8 protein-coding genes are annotated in these 12,212 nt (G+C 73.2%); all 8 read right to left on the bottom strand.

What is annotated here, in order from left to right:
• Nucleotides 1-38: 38 nt before the first annotated feature.
• Nucleotides 39-293, bottom strand: a complete 255-nt coding sequence (rpmA, locus tag ACFY7H_RS17530) for a 50S ribosomal protein L27 (protein ID WP_008738950.1) — start codon at nucleotides 291-293, stop codon at nucleotides 39-41.
• Nucleotides 294-306: 13 nt separating this feature from the next.
• Entirely contained in the window at nucleotides 307-627 is a 321-nt protein-coding gene (gene rplU, locus ACFY7H_RS17525) for a 50S ribosomal protein L21 (protein ID WP_007264039.1), read from the bottom strand.
• A 281-nt stretch (nucleotides 628-908) separates the two neighbouring features.
• On the bottom strand, nucleotides 909-4,970 hold the full coding sequence (locus ACFY7H_RS17520) for a ribonuclease E/G (RefSeq protein ID WP_388938939.1): 4,062 nt from the start codon (nucleotides 4,968-4,970) through the stop codon (nucleotides 909-911).
• 232 nt (nucleotides 4,971-5,202) lie between these two features.
• A complete protein-coding gene (locus ACFY7H_RS17515) occupies nucleotides 5,203-5,982 on the bottom strand; it encodes a TIGR03936 family radical SAM-associated protein (RefSeq protein WP_388938938.1) in 780 nt (259 codons plus the stop codon).
• A gap of 109 nt (nucleotides 5,983-6,091) precedes the next feature.
• The gene (locus ACFY7H_RS17510; RefSeq protein ID WP_388938937.1) at nucleotides 6,092-7,054 is read right to left on the bottom strand and encodes a hypothetical protein; all 963 of its coding nucleotides are present in this window, start codon (nucleotides 7,052-7,054) and stop codon (nucleotides 6,092-6,094) included.
• A 156-nt stretch (nucleotides 7,055-7,210) separates the two neighbouring features.
• The gene (locus ACFY7H_RS17505; protein ID WP_388938936.1) at nucleotides 7,211-9,136 is read right to left on the bottom strand and encodes a TIGR03960 family B12-binding radical SAM protein; all 1,926 of its coding nucleotides are present in this window, start codon (nucleotides 9,134-9,136) and stop codon (nucleotides 7,211-7,213) included.
• Nucleotides 9,137-9,253: 117 nt separating this feature from the next.
• Nucleotides 9,254-10,927 carry a CHAD domain-containing protein gene (locus ACFY7H_RS17500; RefSeq protein WP_388938934.1) on the bottom strand — a complete coding sequence of 558 codons (1,674 nt, stop codon included), beginning with the start codon at nucleotides 10,925-10,927 and terminating at the stop codon, nucleotides 9,254-9,256.
• Between the two features lie 82 nt (nucleotides 10,928-11,009).
• Nucleotides 11,010-12,209 carry a rod shape-determining protein RodA gene (gene rodA, locus ACFY7H_RS17495; RefSeq protein WP_388939132.1) on the bottom strand — a complete coding sequence of 400 codons (1,200 nt, stop codon included), beginning with the start codon at nucleotides 12,207-12,209 and terminating at the stop codon, nucleotides 11,010-11,012.
• Nucleotides 12,210-12,212 lie beyond the last annotated feature (3 nt).

Genomic DNA, 12,212 nt, shown 5'->3' with positions numbered 1-12,212 from the left:
GGCTGTTACGAACGCGTGTGATTCAGCGGGAAGCTGGATCAGGCGGCCGGAACGATGTTGACGACCTTGCGACCACGGTGCGTGCCGAACTGAACGGCACCCGCCTGCAGCGCGAACAGCGTGTCGTCGCCACCGCGACCGACACCGGCACCCGGGTGGAAGTGGGTGCCGCGCTGGCGGACGAGGATCTCACCAGCGGAAACGACCTGACCGCCGAAGCGCTTCACGCCGAGCCGCTGAGCATTGGAATCGCGACCGTTCCGAGTGGACGATGCGCCCTTCTTGTGTGCCATGTCTCAGTCCCTCTTACTTCGCAGCCGTGGGGATACCGGTGACCTTGATCGCCGTGTACTGCTGACGGTGACCCTGGCGACGGCGGTAGCCGGTCTTGTTCTTGTAGCGCAGGATGTCGATCTTGGCGCCCTTGGTGTGGTCCACGACCTCGGCCGTGACCTTGATCCCGGCCAGCACCCACGGGTCACTGGTCACGGCGTCGCCGTCGACAACGAGCAGGGTCGAGAGCTCGACCGTGTCGCCAGCCTTGGCAGTGGAAATCTTGTCAACCTCAACGATGTCGCCGACAGCAACCTTGTGCTGGCGACCACCGCTGCGCACGATGGCGTACACGCGGATCTCTCTCTCACTCGGGACGGATGCTCCTGAAGCCAGCCGCTCACACGGGCCGCGGCCCGCGATGATCCGGAATTGGACGAGCGGCCTCTCCCGTGACCCGGCCGCTTGCGCGGTCGTGCGGGAGGAAGGTGCTCAGGAGCGCGACGCACGCTGAACGGGTAATCGTTCAAGACACGCCGACGGTCTAGGTTACGGGGCTGGTTCCGGAGGGTCAAACCGGGCCCCGTGGCACCGTGGACCCCGCCCGGGGGCGGGGTCCACGGTCACGGAACGGATCAGGCCTCGGTCGGAGCCGAGACGGACGGAGCGCTCTGCTCCGCCGCCGCGGTCTTCTTCGTGGCCCGCTTCGCCGTCGTCTTCTTGGCCGTCGCCTTCTTCGCGACGGTCTTCTTGGCGGCCGCGGCCTTCTTGGCCGGGGCCTTCTTCGCCGTGGTGGCCGCCTTCTTGGCCGGCGCCTTGCGGGCGGCCTTCTTGGCGGGAGCCGGCGCCTCGGCCTCGGCCTCGGCGGCCTCCGGCTCGGGGGCCTCGGCCGGAGCCTGCTCCGGGGCGGCCGGCGCGGGCTCGGCGGCCGGAGCCTCGACGACCACGATGGCGGCCTCCACCGCACCGGCGGGCGCGGTGGCCCTGCGTACGGCACGGCGGCGCGGACGGGCCGGGGCGGCCTCCACGACGGGCTCGGCCGGGGTCTCGGCGACCACGGGCTCCGGCTCGGCAACCGGCTCCGGCTCGGCGACGGCCTCCACGGCCGGCTCCGGCTCGGCCACCGCCACGGGCTCCGGGGCCACGACGGGCTCCGGCTCCGGCGCGGTCGCCTTGCGGGTCGCCCGGCGACGGGTACGGCCCTTCGGCGCGGCCTCCTCCACGGGGGCGGCCGGAGCCACCGGGGCGGCCTCGACCGTCTCAGCGGCCTCGACGGCCTCGGCGACGACCTCCGCGGCCGGCTCCAGCACCGTGTCGGCGGGCTCGGTGACCGGCTCCGCCTCCACCACCGGGGTCACCGGCGCGGGGGCGGGGGCCTGGGCGGCGAACCGCTCCGCACCGCGCGGGGCGCCCGCCGGAGCGGTCGCCTTACGGGTGGCGCGGCGACGGTTGCGGCGCCCGCTGACGCCCGCCGCGGCCTCGGCCTCGGCGGCGCTGCTGTACAGCTCCTCGTCCGGCACGAACGCCGGCTCCGGCAGGGCACGGGGCGCGGCGAGCTCGGCGGCCACCTCGGCCTCGGTCTCGGCCTCCTCCAGCAGCTCGGTGTCGACGGTCTCGACCGTCTCCACCTCGTGCTCGTGCTCGTGACCACGGCCACCGCGGCGCTTGGCGCGCTTGCCGTTGCCGCCGCCGCCCACCGCGGACGGGGTCTCCATGTGGACGATCACGCCGCGGCCGTTGCAGTGGACGCAGGTCTCGGAGAAGGACTCCAGCAGACCCTGGCCCACCCGCTTGCGGGTCATCTGGACCAGGCCCAGCGAGGTGACCTCGGCCACCTGGTGCTTCGTGCGGTCACGGCCCAGGCACTCCAGCATGCGCCGCAGCACCAGGTCGCGGTTCGACTCCAGGACCATGTCGATGAAGTCGATGACGACGATGCCGCCCAGGTCGCGCAGCCGCAGCTGGCGCACGATCTCCTCGGCCGCCTCCAGGTTGTTCCTGGTGACGGTCTCCTCGAGGTTGCCGCCCTGACCGGTGAACTTGCCGGTGTTGACGTCGATGACGATCATCGCCTCGGTCTTGTCGATCACGAGGGAGCCGCCCGAGGGCAGCCACACCTTGCGGTCGAGCGCCTTGGCGAGCTGCTCGTCGATCCGGTACGTCGCGAAGACGTCGACCTCGGAGGTCCAGCGGGACAGCCGGTCGGCCAGGTCCGGAGCCACGTGGGACACGTAGCCGTGGATGGTCTGCCACGCCTGGTCACCGCTGATGATGACCTTGGAGAAGTCCTCGTTGAAGATGTCGCGCACGACGCGGACGGTCATGTCCGGCTCGCCGTAGAGCAGGCTCGGCGACGAGGTCGTGATCTGCTTCGACTTCTTCTGGATCTCCTCCCACTGCCCCTGCAGACGCTCGACGTCACGGCGCAGCTCGTCCTCGCTCGCGCCCTCGGCGGCGGTGCGCACGATGACGCCCGCGTCCTCGGGGACGATCTTCTTGAGGATGGTCTTCAGACGCGCGCGCTCGGTGTCGGGCAGCTTGCGGCTGATACCGGTCATCGAACCCTCGGGCACGTAGACCAGGTAACGGCCGGGCAGCGAGACCTGGCTGGTCAGGCGGGCGCCCTTGTGGCCGATCGGGTCCTTGGTGACCTGGACCAGGACCGACTGGCCGGACTTCAGGGCGGACTCGATGCGGCGCGGCCCGTTGGCCATGCCGAGCGCCTCGAAGTTGACCTCACCGGCGTACAGGACGGCGTTGCGGCCCTTGCCGATGTCGATGAAGGCGGCCTCCATCGACGGCAGCACGTTCTGGACCTTGCCCAGGTAGACGTTGCCGACGTACGAGGTGGCTTCTTCCTTGTTGACGTAGTGCTCGACGAGCACGTTGTCCTCGAGGACGCCGATCTGGGTGCGCTCGCCCGCCTGGCGGACGACCATCACGCGCTCGACGGCCTCGCGGCGGGCCAGGAACTCGGCCTCGGTGATGATCGGCACCCGGCGGCGGCCCTGCTCGCGGCCCTCGCGGCGGCGCTGCTTCTTCGCCTCCAGACGCGTCGAGCCCTTGATGGACTGGACCTCGTCAGCGCCGGTGCCCAGCTCGGCCTTCTCGCGCGCCGGACGCGGCTCGCGGACCTTGAGGACGGTACGGACACCGTCCTCCTCGCCCGCCTCGACCTCGACGGCACCGTCACCGCTGCGGCGGCGTCGCCGGCGCCGGCGACGGCTGGAGGCGGAACCGAGGGCCTCGTCGGCCTCCTCTTCCTCTTCCTCCTGCTCGGCTTCCCGCGGCTCGGCTTCCTGCGCGGGGGCCTCGGCCTCGCCCTCCTCGTACGCGGACTCGTCCAGGTCGGCGTTCTCACCGCGACGGCGGCGACGGCCACCGCGACGGCGGCGGCGCGAGGGGCGCTCGCCCGACTCGTCGGCCTCGTCCTCGTCGAACTCGGCGGCCTCGGCCTCCGGCTCCTCCTCGGCGAGCTCCGGCTCGGCCGGGGCGACGGGCTCGGCGGCACCGCGACGGCGGCGGCGACGGCCGGCCGGCTGCGCGGCGGGGGCCTGGACCTCGGCGACGGCCTCGGCCTCTTCCTCCTCGTCCTCCTCCACCGAAGCGGCGGCGGCAGCGGCCGCGGCGGCCATGGCGGCGGTCTCCGGCGTCTGGAACATCGGCTCGGCGAAGACCGGCGCCTGGAAGACGGCCACGGCGGGACGCGCGGCGCGGCGGCGGCCGGCCGGGGCGGCCTCGGGCGCGGCGGCGGCCTCGGGCTGCGCGGCGGGGGCCGCGGCGGCGGGGGCGGCCGGGGCGGCGGAACGGGTGGCGCGGCGGCGGCCCCGCTTGGGGGCGTCCACGGCGTCGGCGACGGTGACGGCGCGGGTCGCGGCCCGGGGCGCTTCCCCCGCGGCCGGGGCCTCTTCCGCTTCCTCCTCCGCTTCCTCGACGGCCGGGGCGGCCTCGGCGGCGGCCGGGGCGGCGACGGCGCGGGTGGCGCGGCGACGGGCACGCGGCGCGGGAGCGGCCGGAGCCTCCTCCTCCACCGCCGGAGCCGGGGCGGACTCCACGACGACCTCGGCCGGCTCGGCGGCCGCGGGGGCGGCGACGGCGCGGGTGGCACGGCGACGGGCACGCGGGGCCGGAGCGGCCGGAGCCTCCTCCTCCACCGCCGGAGCGGGAGCCGGCTCCACGACGACCTCGGCCGCCTCAGCGGCAGGCGCGGCGACGGCACGCGTCGCACGGCGACGGGCACGCGGCGCGGCGGCGGCCGGAGCCTCCTCTACGACCGGGGCGGGAGCGGCCGGGGCGGTCTCGGCGGCGGCCTCCGGGGCGGTCTCGGCGACCGGAGCGGTGGTGGCCCGGGTGGCGCGGCGGCGGGTGCGCGGGGCCGGAGCGGCCACGGGCTCCTCGGTGACCGGCGCCGGCGCCGGCTCCACGACGACCTCGGCCGCCTCAGCGGCAGGCGCGGCGACGGCACGCGTCGCACGGCGACGGGCACGCGGCGCGGGAGCGGCCGGAGCCTCCTCGACGGCCGGCGCCGGAGCGGCCGGGGCGGTCTCGGCGGCGGCCTCTACGGACGCCTCGGCGGCGACGCCGCCGGGCGGGCCGGCCGGCCGGGAAGCCGCGCGGCGACGCCTGCGCGGGGGCAGGTTGTCGCTGGGGCTGCCACTGTCGGCGGCGGAGGTGTTCTCGTTTTCGTTGTTGAGCATGCGGGGTTCTCCCGTCACGCTCCCGGGCGCCGCGGCTGACGTCCGGTCCGGCGCGGCTCCGCGCGAAGGGCGCGGAGCCGGCCTCCGGGGCGCGTTCGCCACACGGGAGCTGTAGTCCATGGCCGCCGGTTCCGTACGTCTTGTCCGTACGGCCTGGCGGAAGTCTTCAGGTCTGTGCGCTGCCCGACCCAGGTGGCTCCCGAGTGCCAGGGCGGCGCGACGACGACGTTCCTTACGCGGCGGGACCTTCCGGCGCCTTCGCGTCGGCATTCACGGCGGCCGTGGGTGGGGCGGCCGTGACGGCTTCGCGGTCGGGCGCGAGCGGGTCGGTCACCGTGCCGGACTCCTCGTCGAAGAGCCCCTGCGCCAGCCTGGTCACCGCTGCGGGGACCGGCGGCGCCAGGTCGGCCACAGCGTGGAGACCGGACAGGACGTCGTCGGGTCGCACGGCAGGTGTCAAATGCCGAACAACCAGCCGCAGTATCGCACAGGCATTGTCCAGCGGCCTATCAGCCGGGGCGGGAAGAGCCTCCAGACTGACGACGGCGCCGCGGGTGTCGAAGGTCCGCATGCCGTTCTTGGTCCGGCGCTGCACCTCGACCGTCTCGGCCGCGAGGAAGACCTCCACCGCCCGCGCGGCGTCGGCGGGCTCCACGCCCTCCAGGCGCAGCTCCCAGACCGAGGCCGTCAGGCGGTCCGCGAGCCCGGAGGTGCGGGCCTCGACGGCGTCGACGATGTCGAGGCCGGCCGGCATGGACTCGTCGAGCAGCTCGCGGAGCTTCTCGGGGTCACGGGCCTCGGCGAGGCCGATCTCGAGGTACTCGGCCTCGCTGCCGGTCCCGGTGGGGGCGGCGTTCGCGTACGAGACACGGGGGTGCGGGGTGAAGCCGGCCGAGTACGCCATGGGCACCTCGGCGCGGCGCAGGGCGCGCTCGAATGCGCGCTGGAAGTCTCGGTGGCTGGTGAACCGGAGGCGGCCACGCTTGGTGTAGCGCAGTCGGATGCGCTGCACCACCGGTGCGGGAGGCGGGCCTTCGGGCTGTCGCTTGCCCAGTGGTTCTTCTCCTTGTGCGGGGCGGCACGGCTCGCGCGCCGCCCTGAGGTCTGTCGACCCGTCCGGCTCACCCCCGCCGTTCGCGCGGGGAGATCTCGGGAGCGGGTGCCGCGTCGGCGGCTGTCGTACTACCCAGAGTACGCGCCCGTGACCTCGCCGGTTCCCGGGGCGGTCCCCCGAACAGCACGCGACGGACCTCGGCCCGTGCCTCGCGCACCGCGGCACGGGAGGTACGCCACACCTCGCGCAGGGCGTGGCCGAGGGGTGTGGCCACCTGCCGGTACACCCACGCGGCGGGCCGGACCACGCAGCCGCGCCACAGCCGGCGCAGGCCGCGGCCGAGGGCCCGGGTGATCCGGCCGGCGAGGTGCCAGGCGCTGACGAGGAGGCTTCCGAGGGGGGCGAGCAGGTACCGGTACAGGAGGGTGAGCGGCGGCAGGAGCACGTACCGCCCGATCCAGGCCAGCCCGTGCCCGGCCGGCAGGAGGACGTACCGCCACAACCCCACCCACGGCCACACGAACAACAGCCGCCAGAACCAGCCCACCAGCCACCGCAGACCGTGCCCGGCCGGCGTGAGCACCTCGCGGTACAGCCAGCCCGACGGCAGCACCACCGCGTGCCGCACCACCCATGCGATCCCGGTCCCGAGCGGCACCAGCACGTACCGCCCGAAGGAGAGGAACAGCCAGGCGGTCCCCAGCCCGAGGGGCCGCAGCAGCCAGGTGTACGCGGCGCCGGAGACGGGCACGACCAGGTAGCGCCACAGTCCGGCCCAGGGCCAGTAGAAGAGGAGGAGCAGCAGCGGCCTCAGCGCGTACCGCCACACCCGCGCGAGCACCCATCCGGCGGCCCGCCCCAGTGGCGCCAGCACACGGCGTCGCGCGGCCCTCGCGCCCAGCACGAGCAGGTCCCACACGGCCCGGACCGGCAGCACCACCAGCACGGCCACGATCTTCACCGGCACCCTGACCACCCCGGTCAGGCACCCGTCCCCACCCGGCGCCGCCTGCTGCTTTTCCATCCGCATGCCGCTAAGGACACCAGAACCAGCAGTTCCGTTGCGCCCGGGCCCGGCGGGCCGGCGGGCCGACGGGCCGGAGAGGCCGGCGCACGAACACATATGCCCCCACCGTCGGACGGTGGGGGCATAGCGCGAAAGCTCAGCCGGAGGCCGAGGCCGAGGTCACTTCACGACCGACAGGGGAAGCAGCTTCTTGCCGGTCGGGCCGATCTGGATCTCCGTCTGCATCTGCGGGCACACGCCGCAGTCGAAGCACGGCGTCCAGCGGCAGTCCTCGACCTCGGTCTCGTCGAGGGCGTCCTGCCAGTCCTCCCAGAGCCAGTCCTTGTCCAGGCCGGAGTCCAGGTGGTCCCAGGGCAGCACTTCCTCGTACGTGCGCTCGCGGGTCGTGTACCAGGCCACGTCCACGCCGTACGCCGGCAGGGTCTTCTCCGCCGCCCGCATCCAGCGGTCGTACGAGAAGTGCTCGCGCCAGCCGTCGAAACGGCCGCCGTCCTCGTAGACCGCGCGGATCACGTCGCCGACGCGGCGGTCGCCGCGCGAGAGGAGGCCCTCGACGATGCCCGGCTTGCCGTCGTGGTAGCGGAAGCCGATCGAGCGGCCGTACTTCTTGTCGCCGCGGATCTTGTCGCGGAGCTTGCCCAGGCGGGCGTCCGTCTCCTCGGCCGACAGCTGCGGGGCCCACTGGAAGGGGGTGTGCGGCTTCGGCACGAACCCGCCGATGGACACGGTGCAGCGGATGTCGTTCTGGCCGGAGACCTCGCGGCCCTTGGCGATGACGTTGACGGCCATGTCGCCGATCTGGAGGACGTCCTCGTCGGTCTCGGTCGGCAGGCCGCACATGAAGTACAGCTTCACCTGGCGCCAGCCGTTGCCGTAGGCGGTGGCGACGGTGCGGATCAGGTCCTCTTCCGAGACCATCTTGTTGATGACCTTGCGCATGCGCTCGGAGCCGCCCTCGGGGGCGAAGGTCAGGCCGGAGCGGCGACCGTTGCGCGTCAGCTCGTTCGCCAGGTCCACGTTGAAGGCGTCCACGCGGGTCGACGGCAGCGACAGGCCGACCTTGTCGTCGCTGTAGCGGTCGGCGAGGCCCTTGGCGATGTCGGCGATCTCGGTGTGGTCCGCGGAGGACAGGGAGAGGAGGCCGACCTCCTCGAAGCCCGTCGCCTTGAGGCCCTTCTCGACCATCTCGCCGATGCCGGTGATGCTTCGCTCCCGCACGGGGCGCGTGATCATGCCGGCCTGGCAGAAACGGCAGCCGCGGGTGCAGCCGCGGAAGATCTCCACGGACATGCGCTCGTGGACGGTCTCGGCGAGCGGGACCAGGGGCTGCTTGGGGTACGGCCACTCGTCGAGGTCCATGACGGTGTGCTTGGAGACGCGCCACGGCACGCCGGAGCGGTTCGGGACGACACGGCCGATGCGGCCGTCCTCGAGGTACTCGACGTCGTAGAAGCCCGGCACGTACACGTTGCCGGTCTTCGCGAGGCGCAGCAGGACCTCCTCGCGTCCGCCCGGGCGGCCCTCGGCCTTCCAGGTGCGGATGATCTCGGTCATGTCGAGGACGGCCTGCTCGCCGTCGCCGATGACCGCGCAGTCGATGAACTCCGCGATCGGCTCGGGGTTGAAGGCCGCGTGCCCGCCCGCGAGGACGATGGGGTGGTCGACCGTCCGGTCCTTGGACTCCAGCGGGATGCCGGCGAGGTCCAGCGCCGTGAGCATGTTGGTGTAGCCCAGCTCCGTGGAGAAGGACAGGCCAAACACGTCGAAGGCGGAGACGGGGCGGTGGCTGTCCACGGTGAACTGGGGCACCTGGTGCTCGCGCATCAGGGCTTCCAGGTCGGGCCAGACCGAGTACGTGCGCTCGGCGAGGACGCCCTCGCGCTCGTTCAGCACCTCGTAGAGGATCATGACGCCCTGGTTGGGCAGACCCACTTCGTAGGCGTCCGGGTACATGAGTGCCCAGCGGACGTCACAGGCGTCCCAGTCCTTGACGGTGGAGTTCAGCTCACCACCGACGTACTGGATCGGCTTCTGAACGTGCGGAAGCAGGGCCTCGAGCTGAGGGAAGACTGACTCGGCGGGCATAGCAACCTTCGTGAGCGGGCAGGGGGGCGACTCTCAAGCGTAACCCGCCCGGAGCCGCCCCCTGAATCCAGCGGCCGGCGGGGGCGGGGCGCGCACCGGACCTCGCGCGACCCGCGTTCACAGGGAGGAGCGGAGCTTCGGTCGCGACGCCCGGGCCCAGACGGCCGGGAGGTCGCCTTCGGTGCGTTCGGCCCGGGCCTCCTCGCGGCCGTGGAGGAGCCCCCAGGTGAAGGAGGGCTCGCCGGCGCCGTGGGCCTGGTGGGCCAGGTCGCGCAGGACGTTGCGGGTGACCACGCTGTCCTGGTGTTCGCCGAGCACGTCCTGGACCGCCTCCATGGCCTTGGCGAACTTGTTTGCGGGCTTCCCGAGGGCGGGTTCGGCGGCCTCCGCGCCGTAGCGGGCGCGCTTGGCGGCCTTGCGGGCCTCGTGGAGGGCCCGGTCGCGTTCCTGCCCGGGGCCGAGGGTCAGGGCGCGGTCGACCCGCCGGGCGAGCCTGCGGTAGTCGCGCAGGATCGCCTTGGGGAGGGCCTTGCCGGCGGGCTTCGCGGCCCTGGGCAGCAGCGGCGGGTCGGCGAGCAGGGCCTCCAGGGTGTCGAGGAGGGTGAGGTACCGGGCGTCGTCCAGGGCGGCGAGGGCGCGGCGGCGCGACGCGGAGCGGCTGGTGCTGTTCCAGGTGCGCAGCCGCTTGTGGACGGGGCCGGCGAGGAGGGGGTGGGGGAGGCCGGCGACCGCTTCGCGAAGGTGGTCGTGGAGGACTTCCCGGTCGCGGTCGGCGCCGAGTTCGGTGCCGAGCCGGCGCAGCTCTTCGCCGATGGGGTCGGTGACCTCGCGGTCGAGGATCTTGCGGTAGGTCTTGAACGCGCTGCGCAGGCGCCGGGAGGCGACCCGCATCCGGTGCACCGAGTCGGGCTGGTCGCGTCGTACGGCCGGGTCGCAGCTGATCAGGGTGTCGACCTGCCGGCGCAGGTACGCGAGGACGTGCGCGCCGGCGGTTCCGTCGGCCGGGCCGGGCGCGGGCCGGGCGGGGGCCCCGCTGCCGGTCTCGGCGAGGGCACGGGCGAGTTTGGAGGGGGCCTCGGACACCTTGAGCCCGGCCTTCTGGAAGGTCTGTTCGACGGCGTCGAGAAGTGCGGGGCCGGTGCCGTCGGCGAGTTCGACCTCGACCTCGGTCCAGTCCGCGGTGGCCCCGCCCCGTTCGGCGTGGACGGTGTCGGTGCTGAGCTGTGCGAGGAGGGTGCCGTCGGCGTCGAGGAGGTCGCGGGTGCGGCGTTCGGAGCGCAGCCGGACCTGGGGTTCGAGCCGGTGGTCGCGCACCCGGGAGCGGACCAGGGCGGCGAGGGCGGGCGGGACGGTGTCGGCGAGGGGGGCTTGGATCTCGTCGCGGACCCCGGGGGCGACGGGGAGTTTGAGGTGCCAGCCGGAGTCCTCGCCGCCGGTGCGGCGGCGCAGGGTGAGGCCGTCGGCGGCGAGCCGCTGGTCGGGGGTGTCGTAGTAGACGGCGTCGAGGTGGTCGGTGCCCCGGTCGTGGACGGCCGCGATGGCGGCGGTGCCGGTGAGGTCGGGGAGCTCGTGCCGGGCGCCGGCCCGGGGCTCTGCGCGCCGGGCGGCCTTGCCGTGCCCGGCCGCCTTGCCGCCCGCACCGGGTTTCGCCGCCCGGCCGGTGTTTCCCGTGTTCCCGGGGTCTCCGGTCGTGCCGGCGCCGCCGTCGGTGTCACCGGTGGTGCCGGAGCGCTTCCCGCCGGATCGCGGGAACTCGAATTTCCGCTCGATCTCGCGCTTGGTGTCCGCCATGAACCGAATCTAGTCCCGATCGGAGCACGGTGGGAGAGGGCCTCGGCGTTCGGCGGAACGACCCCCTCCGTACCGTGTCGGCTCAGGCCGAGAGGGGGCGTTGCACGCGGATCGACTGGAGCAGCCCGACGGCCACCCAGACGGCGAACATCGACGATCCTCCGTACGACACGAAGGGCAGCGGCAGGCCCGCCACCGGCATGATGCCGAGGTTCATCCCGATGTTCTCGAAGGACTGGAAGGCGAACCAGGCGATGATCCCGGCGGCCACGATGGTCCCGTACAGCTCGGTGGTGGCGCGGGCGATCATGCAGGCGCGCCACAGGACCACTCCGAGCAGGCCGATGATGAGGATGCCGCCGATGAAGCCGAGCTCCTCCCCCGCGACCGTGAACACGAAGTCGGTCTGCTGTTCGGGCACGAACTGGCCCGTGGTCTGGGGGCCCTCGAACAGGCCTGAGCCGGTGAGGCCGCCGCCGCCGATCGCGATGCGCGCCTGGTTGGTGTTGTAGCCGGCGCCGGCGGGGTCGAGCTCGGGGTTGGCGAAGGCGGCGAAGCGGTTGATCTGGTACTGGTCGAGGACGCCCAGCTGCCAGATCAGGATGGCTCCGGCGGTTCCGGCGCCGATCAGGCCGACCACCCAGCGGTTGGAGGCCCCGGAGGCCAGCAGCACTCCCAGCACGATCACGACCATCACCATGACCGACCCGAGGTCGGGCATCAGCATGACGATGCCCATGGGCGCGGCGGCCAGGCACAGCGCCTTGACCACGGTGCGGTGCTCGGGATGTTCCAGGTCTCCGGCGTCGACCCGGGCCGCCAGCAGCATCGCCATCACCAGGATGATCGTGACCTTCACGAACTCCGAGGGCTGCAGCGAGAAGCCGCCACCGATGACGATCCAGGCGTGGGCGCCGTTGATGGTGGCGCCGAGCGGGGTGAGCACGGCGGTGACGAGCAGGAGCGAGAGCCCGTAGAGGACCGGTACGGCCCCGCGCAGGTTGCGGTGGCCGAGGAGGACCGTCCCGATCATCAGGAGGAAGCCGATGCCGGTGTTGAGCAGGTGGCGCCAGAGGAAGTACTGCGGGTCGCCCTGGTTGAGGGTGTCCCGGTGGCGGGTCGCCGACCACACGAGCACGGCGCCGATCAGGGACAGGGCGAGCGCCGACAGCAGTATCGGCCAGTCGAGGCGGCGCAGGACCGAGTCACGGGCCGTCAGCCGGGCGAGCGGGCCCTTCTGGGGCGCGTACCGGGATACGGAGAAGTTGTTGGCGGTCTGCATCAT

Origin of the sequence: Streptomyces sp. NPDC012794 (assembly GCF_042901085.1) — a bacterium.
GTDB lineage: Bacteria > Actinomycetota > Actinomycetes > Streptomycetales > Streptomycetaceae > Streptomyces.
Note: the sequence above shows the minus strand (reverse complement) of the source record. Positions and strands in the feature narration are given on the sequence as shown.

What these genes read in the sequence shown, in the direction of transcription:
- rpmA (WP_008738950.1), bottom strand. Translation starts at nt 293, where the DNA reads ATGGCACACAAGAAGGGCGCATCGTCCACTCGGAACGGTCGCGATTCC.
- ACFY7H_RS17520 (WP_388938939.1), bottom strand. Translation starts at nt 4,970, where the DNA reads ATGCTCAACAACGAAAACGAGAACACCTCCGCCGCCGACAGTGGCAGC.
- ACFY7H_RS17510 (WP_388938937.1), bottom strand. Translation starts at nt 7,054, where the DNA reads ATGCGGATGGAAAAGCAGCAGGCGGCGCCGGGTGGGGACGGGTGCCTG.
- ACFY7H_RS17505 (WP_388938936.1), bottom strand. Translation starts at nt 9,136, where the DNA reads ATGCCCGCCGAGTCAGTCTTCCCTCAGCTCGAGGCCCTGCTTCCGCAC.
- ACFY7H_RS17500 (WP_388938934.1), bottom strand. Translation starts at nt 10,927, where the DNA reads ATGGCGGACACCAAGCGCGAGATCGAGCGGAAATTCGAGTTCCCGCGA.
- rodA (WP_388939132.1), bottom strand. Translation starts at nt 12,209, where the DNA reads ATGCAGACCGCCAACAACTTCTCCGTATCCCGGTACGCGCCCCAGAAG.